This is a genomic window from Rhizobium sp. Root274 (assembly GCF_001429245.1).
GTDB lineage: Bacteria > Pseudomonadota > Alphaproteobacteria > Rhizobiales > Rhizobiaceae > Allorhizobium.
The window spans coordinates 1,647,962-1,663,958 of sequence record NZ_LMJE01000001.1 but is presented as its reverse complement, the minus strand read 5'-3'; the positions used below and the strand labels follow the sequence as shown (position 1 = coordinate 1,663,958).

Below are 15,997 nucleotides of genomic sequence, written 5' to 3'. Positions count from 1 at the left end.
TTCAATCCTGCAGGACATACCCCATGACCGATCTTTCTCCCATTCTCGCCAAGGCCGATGACGCTCTGCCCCAGAGCCTCGACAGGCTGTTCGATCTGGTCCGGATCCCCTCCATCTCGACCGATCCCGCCTACAAGGCCGATTGCCGCAAGGCCGGCGAATGGCTGGTGAAGGAACTGACCGAGCTTGGCTTTGAGACTTCCCTCCGGGACACGCCCGGCCATCCGATGGTCGTGGCCCATCACGCCGCCGATCGGGCGGATGCACCGCATGTCCTCTTCTATGGTCACTACGATGTTCAGCCGGTCGATCCGCTCGACCTCTGGGAAGACGATCCCTTCGCCCCGGCAATTAAGGAAAAGGATGGCCGCAAGATCATCACCGGCCGTGGCACCTCCGATGACAAGGGACAGTTGCTGACCTTCGTCGAAGCCTGCCGTGCCTATAAAGCGGTCCAAGCCTCGCTGCCGGTCAGGATCACGATCTTGTTCGAAGGCGAGGAGGAATCCGGTTCGCCATCGCTCAAACCCTTCCTCGAAGCCAATGCGGCAGAGCTGAAGGCAGATTTTGCTTTGGTCTGCGACACCAGTATGTGGGATCGCGAGACCCCCGCCATTGCCGCAGCTCTCCGCGGCCTTGTCGGCGAAGAGGTGACCATCACCGCTGCTGACCGTGACCTGCATTCCGGCCTGTTCGGCGGTGCCGCTGCAAATCCCGTGCACATCCTGACGAAGATCCTCGCGGATCTGCATGACGAAACCGGCAAGGTCACCCTGCCGGGCTTCTACGATGGCGTCGAGGAAACCCCGTCCAACATCAAGGCGTCCTGGGACAGCCTCGGCCGCACCGCAGAAAGCTTCCTCGGCGAAGTTGGCCTCTCCATCCCGTCAGGCGAAAAGGGCCGTTCTGTTCTGGAACTCACCTGGGCCCGCCCGACGGCGGAGGTGAACGGCATCATCGGCGGGTATACCGGCGAAGGTTTCAAGACCGTCATCGCCGCCAAGGCCTCTGCCAAAATCTCCTTCCGCCTCGTCGGCACGCAGGACCCGGCAAAGGTCCGCGAGAGCTTCCGCAGCTTCGTCAAGGCGCGCATCCCGGCCGATTGCTCGGTCGACTTCCACGAACACGGTGGTTCTCCCGCAATTCAGCTGTCTTATGATTCGCCTGAACTGACCAAGGCGAAGAATGCGCTGTCGGACGAATGGTCGAAACCTGCCGTCATTATCGGCATGGGTGGTTCGATCCCGATTGTCGGCGATTTCCAGAAGATGCTGGGCATGGATTCGCTGCTGGTCGGCTTCGGCCTCACCGATGACCGCATCCATTCTCCCAATGAGAAATACGACCTGAACTCGTTCCACAAAGGCATCCGCTCGTGGATCCGCATCCTCGACGCGCTCGCCAACAAATGAGAGCCTGAGTCCAAAAAGCAAAAAGGCCGGTGAGAACCGGCCTTTCCTTTACGTTTCAACACTGTCCTGCCAGTACATCCGTGGTCAGGGGTGGAAACGTGCCATGCGATGCTTCGGATGTCTGTCCGCCTTGGCGAACTCATCCCAGATCCACAGGATCGCGCGGGATGATGAACAATTCCTTAAGAGCATGGCGTTCCGTGCAATCTCTGCGCTGAAACGACCCTCTCGTCGCTTGGTAGCCTGAAGATGGGGAGGTTCTCGGCCCGTTTCAAGCCCCTCTACAGGCACAGTTGAAGATTGCCGCCAAACCTGGGTAGGATGAGCCCATGAGCCTCGATTCCGTCCGCCAGTTCTTCATCACCCATGCTCCAGATATCTCCGTCATTGTGACGGAAGCGAGTTCCGCGACCGTGGCATTGGCGGCCGAAGCTCATGGGGTCGAGCCGGACCAGATTGCAAAGACCATCTGCCTCAGGATCGGCGAAGACGTGGTGCTCGTCGTCACCGCCGGCACAAAACGTCTCGACAACAGAAAATTCAAGGATCGTTTCGGCGTAAAACCCCGTATGCTGGATGCCGACGCGGTGGTCGAGATGACGAGCCACCCTGTGGGTGGCGTCTGCCCTTTTGGTCTTCCCGCGCCGCTCAAGGTCTATTGCGACATCTCGCTGAAGAACTGGATCGAGGTCGTGCCCGCCGGCGGCGCGACCAATGCTGCGGTGAGGATAGAGCCTCACCGTATGGCAGACCTTGTCGGCGCAGAATGGGCGGATCTCTGTCAGTGACGTCAGGTGTGGCTCTGGCTGTTTACCGCGTCTTAACCACCCCTTAAATCGCCGCAATTATTGTGCAATCGGAGGAAAGCCGCACCGGCCCGGAGGCGGAATTCAAGGCGATATCAAGACGGCGGTATGCGAGCTTCTCGGTTCGCAGGGCTGCCTGCCACACGAGCATCTGGAGCAAGACCGCCGGAATGGTGAGCCGAGGCAAATCCCGCGACCGTATTGAACCGAGCTTCGAGGAAGATCGCGAGGACGAGGACCTGCGGCTTGATGCGGACGATCGCATAGCCGGCGGCCGAAAGACCCGCTCCGCTGGCAAGCGGCCGGCCGCTTCATCCCGCTCTGGCAAGGCCAAGAAATCTCCGCCCCGCAAGCGACAGTCCTCCGGCGGCTTCGGCCTTGGACGGCTGATCTACTGGTGCTTCGTCCTCTCGATCTGGGGTGCCATCGGCATTGGCGGTTTGGTCGCCTATTACGGCTCGCAGATGCCGAGCGCCAGCAGCTGGACCATCCCGGAACGCCCGCCCAACATGAAGATCGTCTCGGTCGAGGGCACGGTCATCGCCAATCGCGGTGCAACCGGCGGCGAAGCGCTGCCGCTGGAAGAAATGTCGCCCTTCATCCCCCAGGCGGTCATGGCGATCGAAGACCGCCGTTTCTATTCCCATTTCGGCATAGACCCCTTGGGTCTCGCACGCGCCATCGTCACCAATGTGGTGAGTGGCCGGGCCGTACAGGGCGGCTCGACGCTCACCCAGCAATTGGCAAAGAACCTTTTCCTCTCGCCGGAGCGAACCGTCGAACGGAAGGTCCAGGAAGTGCTGCTCGCCTTCTGGCTGGAGCAGAAATACACCAAGGACCAGATCCTCGCGATGTATCTGAACCGGGTCTATTTCGGCTCCAACGCTTATGGCGTGGAGGCCGCGGCACGCCGCTATTTCAACAAGTCTGCCCGTGACGTGAACCTCGGGGAGGCCGCACTTCTCGCCGGCCTCCTGAAGGCGCCTTCCAGATTGTCTCCCGCCCGCGACCCGGAAGCAGCCGAAGCCCGCGCCCAGGTCGTGCTTCAGGCCATGCTGGAAGAGGGCTACATCACCGATGACGAAGTGAAGACGGCGATGTCGCAGTCTCCCACCAAGGCAAAGCGCTACTGGAGCGGGGCTGGCCAGTATGTTGCCGACATGGTGCGTGATGACGTAACGGCCCTCATCGGCAAGGTCACCGAAGACATCGTGGTCGAAACCACCATCGACATGACGCTCGAGAAGAAGGCCGAAGCAGCCTTGACGGAATCGTTGGCGGCCGAAGGTGCGAAGGTCAACGCGTCTCAGGCCGCCCTCGTGTCGATCGACGGAACCGGTGCAATCCGCGCACTTGTCGGCGGTCGTGACTATGCCGAAAGCCAGTTCAACCGCGCGGTCAAGGCGAAGCGCCAGCCCGGCTCTGCCTTCAAGCCCTTCGTGTATGCCGCTGCCATGGAAATCGGCTTGCGGCCGGGCTCTACCCGCAATGATGCCCCAATCCGCATCGGCTCATGGACGCCGCAGAACTATGACGAGAAATATCGGGGCCCGGTCACTCTTGCCCATGCGCTCGGCGAATCACTCAACACCATTGCCGCCCAGCTCGTGATGGAAGTAGGTCCCGATCAGGTGATCAAGCTCGCGCATCGCATGGGGATCGATTCGGACCTGCAGAACAACGCCTCGATCGCGCTCGGAACATCCGAAGTCTCTCTGCTCGAACTAACGGCAGCCTACGCCCCCTTCATGAATGGCGGCTATAAGGCGACCCCGCATATCGTCCAGCGTATCCTGAAGTCCGACGGCACGGTCATTTACGAGAACAACTATCTCGAACCGCCCCGCGTCCTCAGCGATCAGGTCGTCAGCGAGATGAACCAGATGCTGATGGGCGTCATCAACGAGGGGACCGGCAAGAAGGCGCGGTTGAAAGGCTGGGAAGCGGCGGGCAAGACCGGCACAACACAGTCCTTCCGCGATGCGCTTTTTGTCGGTTACACCAGCAATCTCACCACCGGCGTCTGGTTCGGCAACGACAACGGTGATTCGATGAAGAAGGTAACCGGCGGCGGTCTGCCGGCCCGCGCCTGGCATGATTTCATGACGGCAGCCCACCAGGGTCTGGCGCCGGCACCCTTGCCGGGGGACGACTATCAGGAGCCGGCCCCGGTCGATCAGGATCCGTCAATCGGCACGATCATTTCGGACGTGCTGACGGGCGGTGGCGAAGAGCGTTACCCGGCCCAACCGCAGGCGGATGGCGCAGCTCCCGTTCGACAGGGCGAACAGGGCAATTGGCCGGTTCTGGAAGGACCCGTGCCGCCCGGTGATGTTGGACAGGGTCCACGGCAGGGCGCGCCCAAGCGCACCACACTGCTCGACCTGATCCTCGGGCAATGATCATTGATCGCCTGGAAATCGAGACGATGGCCAGGGACAAGCCTTGACTGCTAAAGCCCTGTGACACAAGAGGAATGAGCAGCACGGAAGGCCGGCTGAAGATTGCCGTCCAATCTGTTCTTTTTACTGATTTCCAGCGGATTTCCAGCCTTGCAGTCGGAAAAACCGCTTCTTATATACGCGACATAGCCGCAGCAACGCTGTAGCAAATCCCAGACCATCCACGTCGAGGGGCTGTCAGGAATGCCTGATTGGGGTTCCGACGGCCTGCTTCAAGGAGAGAATGACATGGCAAAAGTAATCGGTATCGACCTTGGAACGACCAATTCCTGCGTCGCCGTCATGGACGGCAAGGATGCGAAGGTCATTGAGAATTCCGAAGGCGCACGCACCACGCCTTCCATGGTGGCTTTTTCGGACGACGGCGAACGCCTCGTTGGCCAGCCGGCCAAGCGCCAGGCGGTCACCAATCCGACCAACACGGTGTTCGCAGTCAAGCGCCTGATCGGTCGCCGCCACGAAGATCCGACGGTCGAAAAGGACAAGGCTCTTGTTCCCTTCTCGATCGTCAAGGGCGACAACGGCGACGCCTGGGTCGAAGCCCAGGGCAAGGGCTATTCGCCCTCGCAGATCTCGGCCATGATTCTCCAGAAGATGAAGGAAACGGCGGAAGCCTATCTCGGCGAAAAGGTCGAAAAGGCCGTCATCACCGTTCCCGCTTACTTCAACGACGCGCAGCGCCAGGCAACCAAGGATGCCGGCCGCATCGCTGGTCTTGAAGTTCTCCGCATCATCAACGAGCCGACGGCAGCCGCTCTCGCCTACGGCCTCGACAAGAAGGACGGCAAGACCATCGCCGTTTACGACTTGGGTGGTGGTACCTTCGATATCTCGGTTCTGGAAATTGGCGACGGCGTCTTCGAAGTGAAGTCGACCAATGGTGACACCTTCCTCGGCGGTGAAGACTTCGACATGCGTCTCGTCGAATATCTCGCAGCCGAGTTCAAGAAGGACCAGGGCATCGACCTGAAGGGCGACAAGCTGGCTCTCCAGCGCCTGAAGGAAGCCGCTGAAAAGGCCAAGATCGAGCTTTCGTCTTCGCAGCAGACCGAAATCAACCTGCCCTTCATCACGGCAGATGCTTCCGGTCCGAAGCACCTGACGATGAAGCTGACCCGCGCCAAGTTCGAAAGCCTGGTCGACGATCTCGTGCAGCGCACGATCGCACCGTGCAAGGCAGCTCTGAAGGATGCCGGCGTCACCGCAGCCGAAATCGACGAAGTCGTTCTCGTCGGCGGCATGAGCCGCATGCCGAAGGTCCAGGAAGTCGTCAAGCAGCTGTTCGGCAAGGAGCCGCACAAGGGCGTCAACCCGGATGAAGTCGTGGCCCTCGGCGCTGCCATCCAGGCCGGCGTCCTCCAGGGCGACGTCAAGGACGTTCTCCTCCTCGACGTGACCCCGCTGTCGCTCGGCATCGAGACCCTCGGTGGCGTCTTCACCCGTCTGATTGATCGCAACACGACGATCCCGACCAAGAAGAGCCAGACCTTCTCGACCGCCGAAGACAACCAGCAGGCCGTCACCATCCGCGTTAGCCAGGGCGAGCGCGAAATGGCTGCCGACAACAAGCTGCTCGGCCAGTTCGACCTCGTCGGCCTGCCGCCGTCGCCGCGTGGCGTTCCGCAGATCGAAGTCACCTTCGACATTGACGCGAACGGCATCGTGCAGGTGTCTGCCAAGGACAAGGGCACCGGCAAGGAACAGCAGATCCGCATCCAGGCCTCGGGTGGTCTGTCTGACGCCGACATCGAGAAGATGGTCAAGGACGCCGAGGCCAATGCCGAAGCCGACAAGAAGCGTCGTGCGGTGGTTGAAGCCAAGAACAGCGCCGAAAGCCTCGTCCACTCGACTGAAAAGTCGCTGAAGGATTACGGTGACAAGGTTTCTGAAGCCGACCGCAAGGCGATCGAGGATGCAATCGCAGCCCTCAAGACCTCGCTCGAAGCCTCGGATCCGTCGCCGGAAGACATCGGCAGCAAGACCCAGGCTCTCATGGAAGTCTCCATGAAGCTCGGTCAGGCCATCTATGAGGCCCAGCAGGCCGAAGGTGGCAATGCCGAAGCCGGCGACGACAATGTTGTCGATGCCGACTATGAAGAAGTGAAGGACGACGACGCGAAGAAGTCGGCCTGATGATGGGTCGCTTCGCAAGCGTGACGTCTGGCAGGCTGGCCCTTGGGCCAGCCTGCGTCGTATTGCTGATGACGAGCGCAGCATTCGCCCAGGATGCCAAGGTCGGTGCCGTGCAACGACAGGTGAGTGGTGCGGAAGCGCGTGTGGTGAAAGCGCTGTCCGCTAAGGACTCCAAGACACTGTCGGCAATTGGCAGCGAACTGGGCAAAATCATCGAAGCGGCATTGCAGCGGCGCGAAGACGGCGGTTCGGTATCGGCCTGCGACATGGCGGCCCATTCGCTGGCCTTTGTTGCAGTATCGGCAGCCGATGGTGTGATCAGCAAGGGCGAGGCACGCAAGCTCCTGATGGACGACGCGCTGGCGGCGTCTTCCGACTTCCAGAAAGACATGCAGGCCTGTGACAAGCTCGCCGGCAAACCGGCGGCCGGTCACACGAGCGTTGGGAAAGCTTTGAGGGCTTTGTAAAACCATGGCAAAGGCAGATTTCTACGAGACCCTGGGGGTCGGCCGCACGGCGGATGAAAAGGAGCTGAAGAGCGCCTTCCGCAAGCTGGCCATGAAATATCACCCGGACAAGAACCCGGGCGACGATGAGGCGGAAAAGAAGTTCAAGGAACTCAACGAAGCCTATGAGACATTGAAGGATCCGCAGAAGCGCGCGGCTTATGATCGCTTCGGCCATGCCGCCTTCGAGCAGGGTGGTGGCGGCTTTGGCGGTGGCGGCGGCGGTTTCGCCGGCGGCGGTGGCTTCTCCGACATCTTCGAAGACATCTTCGGCGAGATGATGGGTGGCGGTCGCGGTGGCCGGGCCCGCTCCACGGGCGGCCGCGAACGCGGCGCGGACCTGCGCTACAACATGGAAATCAGCCTCGAAGAGGCCTTTACTGGCAAGACGGCGCAAATCCGGGTTCCGACCTCGATCACCTGCGACCTCTGCACCGGCACCGGCGCCAAACCCGGCACCAAGCCCACGACCTGCGCCACCTGTCAGGGCTCGGGCCGCGTCCGCGCAGCCCAAGGCTTCTTCTCGATCGAGCGCACCTGCCCGACCTGTCACGGTCGCGGCCAGACGATCGCCGATCCCTGCACCAAGTGCCATGGCCACGGCCGTGTCACCGAAGAGCGTTCTCTGTCGGTCAACATCCCCTCGGGCATCGAGGACGGCACCCGCATTCGCCTGCAGGGCGAGGGCGAAGCCGGCCTGCGCGGCGGTCCCTCCGGAGATCTCTACATCTTCCTGTCGGTCAAGCCGCACGAATTCTTCCAGCGTGACGGTGCCGACCTCTATTGCTCCGTGCCGATCTCGATGACCACGGCAGCGCTCGGCGGCACCTTCGATGTGGTGACACTCGATGGCACGAAGTCGCGCGTGACGGTTCCCGAAGGCACGCAGGCCGGCAAGCAATTCCGCCTGAAGGCCAAGGGCATGCCGGTGCTGCGCTCGACGCAGACGGGGGATCTCTACATCCAGATCCAGATCGAGACCCCGCAGAAGCTCACCAAGCGCCAGCGGGAACTGCTCCAGGAATTCGAGCAGCTGTCGTCGAAGGAAAACAATCCGGAATCGACGGGCTTCTTCGCCCGCATGAAGGATTTCTTCGATACGCTGAGCGACTGATCGGTGGACAGTTTATGAAAACACAAATGGGGCGAGCCGCGAGGTTCACCCCTTTTGCATTCTGGATCTGCAAAGCTGTGGACCTACCCAGACTCCACCACGACGTCGCGAACCTCTCAATCCTCGAACAGGATCCGCACAGGCCGATCCCACTGGATCAATACGACACATCCCGTGTCACTCCAGACGGAATGTTCGCTGCCAATCGCATTGATCACGCAGCAGCCGACGCCATAGTCGCCACTCTCGTCCGACTGCGTTCCCTGCAAGACGAGGATCGTTTCCAGCCCCTCATGCCGGTGGCGCGGCACCGAGGCGCCCGCTTCGTATTTGAGCAGCGCCACGCCCGGCTGGTCGTCGGCAAAGCGTTTGATCCAGTGGATCGTTACACCTTCGCGAAATGGCTCGAAGGCCAGCGTCTTCCAGCCGCCCTGTGTCAGGCTCTCGCGGGTTGTTTCAGGCATCAATCGCCTCCAATACATCATCGAGATGCGCCGTCCAGCCGACGATACCGCCTTGTGCCCGGATCATGTCGAGCGCGGCCCGCTTGAACTGCGGGAAGTAGCTTGCGGTCGCCTCCTCGACCAGCAGGCACTCATAACCCCGGTCATTGGCCTCGCGCATCGTCGTCTGCACGCAGACCTCGGTGGTGACGCCGGCAAACACCAGCTGTTCGATGCCATTGGCTTTTAGGGTCTCGCCGAGCGGCGTCGCATAAAACGCCCCCTTGCCGGGCTTCTCAATTACGATCTCTCCCTCGATCGGTGCCAGTTCGGGCAGGATTGCGGTCCCCGGCTCGCCAGAAATGAGGATGCGTCCCATCGGGCCAACATCGCCGATCCGAAGTGTCGGCGTACCGCGATTGCGCTTGGCCAGCGGCAGGTCGGAAAGGTCAGGCCGATGGCATTCCTGCGTGTGGATGACAGGCAGGCCAGCGGCACGAAAACCCTCGATCAGCCGTTTGACGTCGGACACGATCGCAGTCACATGGCTAACGTCATTGCCGAGACTTTCCCCGAAGCCGCCGGGTTCGGCAAAATCCCGCTGCATGTCGATGACGATGAGGGCCACAGCCTCGCGGCGGAGCGGAAAGGAAAAGGGCAGGGCCTTGATATCAGCCATCAGTGATGCCCCGCCATATGCGCGCCGATTACAGAAATGTCGGCCATATGCGCCGGTGTCTCGAACACCAACTTGCCGTCGGACATGACGAGAATCCGGTCCGACATCTCCAGCAACTCGTCTAGATCTTCCGAGATCAGCAGCACCGCAGTCCCACCGTTTCGTGCCTTCATGATCCGCGAGCGGATCTCCGCCACAGCCGAGAAGTCGAGCCCGAAACAGGGATTAGACACCACCAGCAAGTCGACATCCCCCGTCAGTTCGCGGGCAAGGACCGCGCGCTGCACATTGCCACCCGAAAGCGAGGCGATCGGGGAAGCGGAAGAGGCGGTCTTCACCTTGAAGTCGGCAATCAGCGCTCCCGCCCGCTTCTTCATGCCGCGCAGGTCGAGCCAGCGGGTCTCGCGGCCTTCGCCATCAAGATCGAAGGTGCGGAAGGCCAGGTTTTCGCTGACGCTCATTTTGGGCGCACAGGCATTCTGCAGCGGCTCCTCGGGTATGAAGCGCACGCTGCTGCTGCGGGTTTCCGCCCGCGTCGCGCCATAGGCAGTGCCTTTCACCTGCACACGCCCGCTTTCTGTCGGTCGCTGTCCGGCCAGAATCTCCGACAATTCCTTCTGGCCATTGCCCGAGATACCTGCAATGCCGACGATTTCACCGGATTTGACAGCAAGCTGTCCGATCTCAATGGTCTTGAGGCCGGTCCGATCGAGCGCCTTTACCCCATCGAGTTCGAGGATCGGCCGCGCATCTGCTTTAACCGGTAGCCGGCTATCGAGTTCTGCAAGCCTGACATCGCCAATCATCATCGCCGCCATGTCCTTGGTCGAAAGTGCTGCCGTCTTGCCACCGCCGGTCAGCTTGCCCTTGCGCAACACCGAAACCGCATCGGCGAACTTCGTCACCTCATGGAATTTGTGGCTGATCATTAAGACGGTGAGCTCGCCTCGCTCGGTCATCCCGCGCACTAGGCCCAGCATGTCGTCAGCTTCGCCAGGCGTCAGCACCGAGGTCGGCTCGTCGAGCACGAGAAAGCGCCGGCCGAGATAAAGCTGCTTGATGATCTCCAGCTTCTGCTTTTCGCCAGCCGCGAGTTCGGAGACCGGCCGGTCGAGCGGGATCTGGAAGGGCATGGTCTGCATGAAGGCGGCGAGATCCTGCTTTTCCCGTCCCCAGTTGATCACCGCAGGGACCTCGTTGCGGCTGATCACAAGGTTTTCCGCTCCGGTCAAAGACGGCACCAGAGTGAAATGCTGGTAGACCATCCCGAGCCCAAGCGCCGCCGCATCGCGGGGCGAGGTGATCGCCACTTCCCGGTCATCCACCATCAACTGCCCTGATGTCTGGCGGTAGAAGCCCATGATGCATTTGACCAGGGTCGATTTGCCCGCGCCGTTCTCCCCGAGCAGCGCATGGAACGAGCCGGGCTCAACCTTGATCGACACGCTATCGAGGGCTGTGAAGCTGCCGAATCGCATGGTCATGTCGACCGTCTCGATGCCGACTGCCGGGATGGTTTTTGCAGGGGGAATTTCGCCGATAATGCCCACGGTCACTGCTCCCTTTCAACGATGATGGCAACGGGACCGCCACCGGGCGGCCCCTGATGTTCGGCGCCACCGGAGACGTAGAGATCGGTCATGCCGAAGACGCCCGCCAGAACCCCGCCGACAAAGGCGCGCGCATGCCGGGTGGCGGAAATGTCGGAATCGTCGAGCATGGTGTGACGACGTCCACGCACCTGACCGCTCGGGTCGGGCTCTGCCTTGGCAAGCACGGCCTTCAACCTGGTATTGGCAGGCAGCCGATCGCGCGCCTCTCGCACAGAAGCGGTATCGATCGCGTCCTGCATCACCCCATGATCGATCGCCAAAAGACCGGACCAGGCATCACTCATCCCCAGCACGATGATTTCGTGGTCGGAGAGTTCAACGCCCGCCGATGTCGAGGCGCAGCGCGAATAAAGGTCGAAATTCGTGCCGATATCGGCATCCGTGATCGCGCCCTCCGGAATTTCTCCCAGAGCAACGGCGACGCCGAGCGCCGAAGCGCCGCGTGAAAACCCCATCGACTTCAGCGTATCGCGCGTGACCGTCTTGGCTCCTTCGGCCTCCACCTCGGCAACAGCCTTGGCGGTCAGCAAAGGGCACTTGATCTGAACGAAATGCACGTCCTGAGGCGAGCTTATCCCGGCATCGCGCATGGCCGAACGCACGCCGTCGGCGACCATCAGAACCTGCACCTTCCGGCCGAGTTGGACCGGCGGAAGATCGGCCGTCCTCGCCACCCCGATGGCCAATGCCCTCGCGCCGGGCTCGTCCGACTGCCGGCGCGCAAACACGGTCCAGTGCGGCGACAGCGCACCCTCCGTTCCGCCCGACATGATGATCGAAACGCCTGTTACCCCATGCCTTTCGAACAGCGCCTCGAAAGACTGCGTCGCATAACCCCGGCTGAAATCGTTGACGCAGCCATTGCCCTCGGTCTTGCCGAGCACGGCGACGACGCTTGCAGGAGGAAGTCCCGCCTCGAACAAGGCCTCAACGCCCGCAACGTCGCTAGGGCCATCGGCAGCAACGCGATAGACCTCGGCACGCCATGACGCCATCAGGGCAGGGCCTCCACCAGCGCCTTGGAATTCGACACCGAGCCGAACACCCCGCCCTGCATCTTCACCATCTTGATGGCGGCGAGGTGGTTGCCATAGTCGGTCGCGCCGCAGCAGTCCTCCAGCAGCAGGCATTCAAAGCCACGATCATTCGCCTCGCGCATCGTGGTTGACACGCAGACATCCGTGGTGATGCCCGTCAGAATGATGTTCTCGATCCGCTTCTGGTTGAGGATCAGTTCCAGGTCTGTGGCGCAGAACGAACCCTTGCCCGGCTTGTCGATAATCGTCTCGCCCGCGATCGGGTAAAGCTCGGGGATGATATCCCATCCCGGCTCGCCACGCACGAGAATGCGACCGCAAGGCCCCGCATCGCCGATGCCTGCCCCGATCCGCTGCGATCGCCAGCGCTTGTTGGCCGGCAGATCTGCGAGATCAGGGCGATGGCCCTCGCGCGTATGGATGATGTGATAGCCCTTGGCCCGCATGGCCGACAGAACCGCCTTGATGGGCTCGATCGGCGCCTGCACCAGCGCCAGATCATAGCCCATATGATCGACATAGCCGCCCTTGCCGCAGAAATCGGTCTGCATGTCTATGATGATGAGCGCCGTATTGTCCGGGCGAAGCTTGCCGTTATAGGGCCAGTTATAGGGATCTCCGGCAATATAGCTCGTCTTGGTGTCCGTCATCGCGTCCATGGTCTTGCCTCCTATTCGCCGGCCAGCTTGTAGCTCTCGCCGAAGCGCCGCTTCGGTTTTTCGAAACCGCAGCTCGTCCCATCAGTCACCTTCACCTGATCTTCCCAGGGCAGGCGATAGCGCCCGGCGACCAGGTCATGCATGTAGCTGTAAGGCGCGTCCTGCGCCCCGCCGTCGACCGCCACATAGCCACGATGACCAAACTGGTAGATGTTGTTTTCCACGCCCCAGCCCAGCCGCGCCTCGCGCACCAGATCCGGCCGAACCTCGGCGGTGATGATCTCGTTGACCCGGCCGCTCGTGCCATGCGCGATGATCGATCCATCGAAATTGCAGATCATGCCTTCGCCCATGCTGTCGAACGTGCCGTCCGATCCGCACATGCAGACATTGGCCGTCACCATCAGGTTGCAGAAGGCGTTGGACTGGTTGGTGAATTTCCAGCTGTTCCGTATCGGCGCCGTATAGCCGGCCGTCCGGATCATGATTTCCGCACCCTTATAGGCGCATTCGCGCGCCATCTCCGGAAACATGCCGTCATGGCAGATGATCAGCGCGATCTTCGCACCCTTCGGCCCTTCGATCACAGGAATGCCCTGGTCGCCCGGCTCCCAGGGCTCCACCGGCACCCAGGGGTGCATCTTGCGGTAATAGAGCTTCAGCTCACCCTGGTCGTCGATGATGATCCCGGAATTATAGGGCATGCCGCCGGGGTTCAGCTCCATGATGGAGAAGCAGCCCCAGATTTGGTTCGCCTTGCAGGCAGCCTTGAAGGCGGCGACTTCGGGACCGTCCAGCGTGCACATGATGTCAGGATTGATATCCATCGAAAGCCCGTGCAGGGCGTATTCCGGAAACACCACGAGATCCATATTGGCCTGGTTGCGCCGAGCCTTGCCGACGAGATCGACAATCACCTGCGTCTGTTTCGCCAGATCCGCCTTGGTCACCGTGTTGGGAAGCTGCAGCTGCACGAGACCAATGCCGACCCCATGTTCCGATTTGTTCAGTCCACCCAGGCCATTCATCGAAAATCTCCTCTTTGGACGACTATTTGGTGAGCGAGAGTGCTGCCGGCGCGCCGGTCAGCGAGCGGGTCGGCGAAGACGTCGCGATCATGATGATCAGCGTCAGCACGTAAGGGGCCGCGTAGAACAGGTAGTAACCGGAGGTGACGCCAACCGATTGCAGCGCCGGGCCGAGCGCGCCGGCCCCGCCGAACAGCAGGGAGGCGAGCAGGCAACCGAGCGGGTTCCAGCGGGCAAAGATCACGAGCGCGACCGCCATCAGGCCCTGGCCGGAGGAAATGCCCTCGTTCCAGGAACCTGGATAAAACAGCGACAGATAGGCCCCGCCTACGGCTGCCAATGCACCGCCGACGGCGGTTGCCAGGAGGCGGATCGTATCGGGATTGAGCCCCATGGCGCGTGCCGCATCCGAACTGTCACCGGCCACGCGAAGGATCAGGCCGATCCGCGTATTGCGCAGCGCCCAGGACAGGGCAAATGCGAGCAGGATACCGATCAGGAATAGCACGTTGATGTTGAGCGCCGCCTGGATCTGCGGATAGCTCGACCACCCGCCGAAGGCGATCGACGGCAGCTTCGGCGCAGCCGGCTGGATGAAAGGCTTGCCGAGAAAGAAGGCGAGCCCCAGGCCGAACTGCATCATGGCGATGCCGATCGCGATGTCGTTCACCTTGGGAAACTTGCAGATGAAGCCGTGAATGAGGCCAAAGCCGGCGCCGGCCCCCATGGCCGCCAGCACGCCGAGCCAGGGTGAGCCGGTCATGACAGCCGTGCCATAGGCCGCCATGGCGCCGAAGACCAGCGTGCCCTCCAGCCCGAGATTGATCCGCCCTGACCGCTCGGTGATCATCTCCCCCAGGCTGACGAAGATGAAGGGGGTCGACACCCGGATGGCCCCGGCGAGGATCGCCAGCGGCACGCCCCAGAGCCCGATATCGGTCCCGTCCATCAGACAGCTCCCTTGGAAGTGCGGGGTGCTGCCCAGAGATCCGGATTGAAGATCTTGAAGCGCCCGTAAAGCGTTTCGGAAAACAGCACCGCAATGAACAGCGTGCCCTGCAGCACCAGCACGGTCGCATCCGGCAGCGCCATGCGCCTCTGGATCAACCCGCCCGAGGCATCGATCCCGCCAAGCAGGATGGCGACCGGGATGATGGCGAGCGGATTATGCCGGGCAAGGAAGGCAACGAGAATGCCGGTATAGCCATAGCCGGCGGCCAGCGATCCATTGGCGCTGCCCTGCACGGCGGCCACCTCGATCATGCCCGCCAGTCCGGCAAAGGCACCGGCCAGCGTAGTGAAGCCGACGATGAGCTTTCCGACGGGAAGGCCCTGGATCTGCGCCGCCCGCATATTGCCGCCGGCGATGCGCGCGGCAAAACCCGCCGTTGTCCATTCGATGATGACATAGGAGACGACGCAGGCGACGATCCCGATCACGAAACCCCAATGCACATCCATGCCCGGCATATTGCCCAGCATGAATTCCGCCGGCAGCGGCGCCGTCGACGGCTTGTTGAGGCTGGCGGGATCGCGAAGCGGTCCCTCGATCAGCTGGTTCATCAAGGCAATTGCGATATAGGCGAGAAGCAGGGAGGCAATGGTCTCATTGACCCCGCGATAATGCCTGAGAAACCCCGACAGCCCGATCCACAAGCCCCCAACGACCATGGAGGCGAGCCCCATCAGCACCCAGACCGGAAAGGGTGAGAGCGTTGATGTCAGCGGCAGCGCGATCGCCGCTCCCGCAAGTCCACCCAGCACCACGGCCCCCTCCGCGCCAATGACGGTGAGCCCAAGCCGGGCCGGCAGGGCGACGCAGAGGGCCGTCAGCAACAGGGGCGCGGCTCTGCTCAGTGCATTCTGAATCGAGAACCAGCTGCCGAACCCACCCTGATACATCAGCTGGAACAACTGCAGCGGTGATTTGCCAAGCGCTGCAATGAACACGCTGAACACGCCAAGGCCAATGACGACCGCAAAAGATGCGATCGCCACGGGTTCCGCCCGGCGTGCGAGCCATTCGAGTGCGGGTCGGAAATCCTCCGACCACGCTGCTGTTGATGTCAGGCTGTGGCTGTTGGGATCTGCCGTCATGGCATCAA

The 15,997-nt window shown here is 61.6% G+C and carries 14 protein-coding genes; 6 read left to right on the top strand and 8 right to left on the bottom strand.

Annotated features, from left to right (window positions below; genetic code table 11):
- The first annotated feature begins 23 nt into the window (after positions 1–23).
- From ASE36_RS08265 to dnaJ, 6 genes are all read left to right on the top strand, one after another.
- Positions 24–1,412, top strand: a complete 1,389-nt coding sequence (locus ASE36_RS08265) for a dipeptidase (protein ID WP_062277561.1) — start codon at positions 24–26, stop codon at positions 1,410–1,412.
- A 329-nt stretch (positions 1,413–1,741) separates the two neighbouring features.
- Positions 1,742–2,200, top strand: coding sequence for a YbaK/EbsC family protein (locus ASE36_RS08260; protein ID WP_062277558.1), 459 nt, complete (start codon positions 1,742–1,744; stop codon positions 2,198–2,200).
- Between the two features lie 188 nt (positions 2,201–2,388).
- A complete protein-coding gene (locus ASE36_RS08255; RefSeq protein WP_062277555.1) occupies positions 2,389–4,620 on the top strand; it encodes a transglycosylase domain-containing protein in 2,232 nt (743 codons plus the stop codon).
- A gap of 288 nt (positions 4,621–4,908) precedes the next feature.
- Positions 4,909–6,813, top strand: a complete 1,905-nt coding sequence (dnaK, locus tag ASE36_RS08250; RefSeq protein ID WP_062277552.1) for a molecular chaperone DnaK — start codon at positions 4,909–4,911, stop codon at positions 6,811–6,813.
- A complete protein-coding gene (locus ASE36_RS08245; RefSeq protein WP_062277549.1) occupies positions 6,813–7,280 on the top strand; it encodes a hypothetical protein in 468 nt (155 codons plus the stop codon). The genes dnaK and ASE36_RS08245 overlap by 1 nt, the downstream gene beginning before the upstream one ends.
- Positions 7,281–7,284: 4 nt before the next feature.
- The gene (gene dnaJ / locus ASE36_RS08240) at positions 7,285–8,433 is read left to right on the top strand and encodes a molecular chaperone DnaJ (protein WP_062277547.1); all 1,149 of its coding nucleotides are present in this window, start codon (positions 7,285–7,287) and stop codon (positions 8,431–8,433) included.
- 116 nt (positions 8,434–8,549) lie between these two features.
- Here dnaJ and ASE36_RS08235 read toward each other — a convergent pair whose 3' ends face one another.
- The 8 genes from ASE36_RS08235 to ASE36_RS08200 form a co-directional block, all read right to left on the bottom strand.
- Positions 8,550–8,897, bottom strand: a complete 348-nt coding sequence (locus tag ASE36_RS08235; RefSeq protein ID WP_062277543.1) for a cupin domain-containing protein — start codon at positions 8,895–8,897, stop codon at positions 8,550–8,552.
- Positions 8,890–9,555: a cysteine hydrolase family protein gene (locus tag ASE36_RS08230; protein WP_062277538.1), complete on the bottom strand. Its 666-nt coding sequence runs from the start codon at positions 9,553–9,555 to the stop codon at positions 8,890–8,892. Before ASE36_RS08230 ends, ASE36_RS08235 begins: the two co-directional genes overlap by 8 nt.
- Positions 9,555–11,039, bottom strand: coding sequence for an ABC transporter ATP-binding protein (locus ASE36_RS08225; RefSeq protein WP_156378608.1), 1,485 nt, complete (start codon positions 11,037–11,039; stop codon positions 9,555–9,557). The genes ASE36_RS08230 and ASE36_RS08225 overlap by 1 nt, the downstream gene beginning before the upstream one ends.
- Before the next feature lie 68 nt (positions 11,040–11,107).
- Positions 11,108–12,163, bottom strand: a complete 1,056-nt coding sequence (locus ASE36_RS08220; protein WP_062277536.1) for a ring-opening amidohydrolase — start codon at positions 12,161–12,163, stop codon at positions 11,108–11,110.
- Positions 12,163–12,864, bottom strand: a complete 702-nt coding sequence (locus ASE36_RS08215; RefSeq protein ID WP_062277533.1) for a cysteine hydrolase family protein — start codon at positions 12,862–12,864, stop codon at positions 12,163–12,165. The genes ASE36_RS08220 and ASE36_RS08215 overlap by 1 nt, the downstream gene beginning before the upstream one ends.
- 11 nt (positions 12,865–12,875) lie before the next feature.
- Positions 12,876–13,892, bottom strand: a complete 1,017-nt coding sequence (locus ASE36_RS08210) for a formamidase (protein WP_062277530.1) — start codon at positions 13,890–13,892, stop codon at positions 12,876–12,878.
- Positions 13,893–13,914: 22 nt separating this feature from the next.
- Entirely contained in the window at positions 13,915–14,841 is a 927-nt protein-coding gene (locus ASE36_RS08205; RefSeq protein WP_062277528.1) for an ABC transporter permease, read from the bottom strand.
- Positions 14,841–15,989 carry an ABC transporter permease gene (locus ASE36_RS08200; RefSeq protein WP_062277526.1) on the bottom strand — a complete coding sequence of 383 codons (1,149 nt, stop codon included), beginning with the start codon at positions 15,987–15,989 and terminating at the stop codon, positions 14,841–14,843. Before ASE36_RS08200 ends, ASE36_RS08205 begins: the two co-directional genes overlap by 1 nt.
- Positions 15,990–15,997: the final 8 nt, after the last annotated feature.

Excerpts from the sequence above, each read along its gene's own strand:
- ASE36_RS08265 (WP_062277561.1), top strand. The coding sequence starts at position 24 with ATGACCGATCTTTCTCCCATTCTCGCCAAGGCCGATGACGCTCTGCCC.
- ASE36_RS08260 (WP_062277558.1), top strand. The coding sequence starts at position 1,742 with ATGAGCCTCGATTCCGTCCGCCAGTTCTTCATCACCCATGCTCCAGAT.
- ASE36_RS08255 (WP_062277555.1), top strand. The coding sequence starts at position 2,389 with ATGGTGAGCCGAGGCAAATCCCGCGACCGTATTGAACCGAGCTTCGAG.
- dnaK (WP_062277552.1), top strand. The coding sequence starts at position 4,909 with ATGGCAAAAGTAATCGGTATCGACCTTGGAACGACCAATTCCTGCGTC.
- ASE36_RS08245 (WP_062277549.1), top strand. The coding sequence starts at position 6,813 with ATGATGGGTCGCTTCGCAAGCGTGACGTCTGGCAGGCTGGCCCTTGGG.
- dnaJ (WP_062277547.1), top strand. The coding sequence starts at position 7,285 with ATGGCAAAGGCAGATTTCTACGAGACCCTGGGGGTCGGCCGCACGGCG.
- ASE36_RS08235 (WP_062277543.1), bottom strand. The coding sequence starts at position 8,897 with ATGCCTGAAACAACCCGCGAGAGCCTGACACAGGGCGGCTGGAAGACG.
- ASE36_RS08230 (WP_062277538.1), bottom strand. The coding sequence starts at position 9,555 with ATGGCTGATATCAAGGCCCTGCCCTTTTCCTTTCCGCTCCGCCGCGAG.
- ASE36_RS08225 (WP_156378608.1), bottom strand. The coding sequence starts at position 11,039 with ATGACCATGCGATTCGGCAGCTTCACAGCCCTCGATAGCGTGTCGATC.
- ASE36_RS08220 (WP_062277536.1), bottom strand. The coding sequence starts at position 12,163 with ATGGCGTCATGGCGTGCCGAGGTCTATCGCGTTGCTGCCGATGGCCCT.
- ASE36_RS08215 (WP_062277533.1), bottom strand. The coding sequence starts at position 12,864 with ATGGACGCGATGACGGACACCAAGACGAGCTATATTGCCGGAGATCCC.
- ASE36_RS08210 (WP_062277530.1), bottom strand. The coding sequence starts at position 13,892 with ATGAATGGCCTGGGTGGACTGAACAAATCGGAACATGGGGTCGGCATT.
- ASE36_RS08205 (WP_062277528.1), bottom strand. The coding sequence starts at position 14,841 with ATGGACGGGACCGATATCGGGCTCTGGGGCGTGCCGCTGGCGATCCTC.
- ASE36_RS08200 (WP_062277526.1), bottom strand. The coding sequence starts at position 15,989 with ATGACGGCAGATCCCAACAGCCACAGCCTGACATCAACAGCAGCGTGG.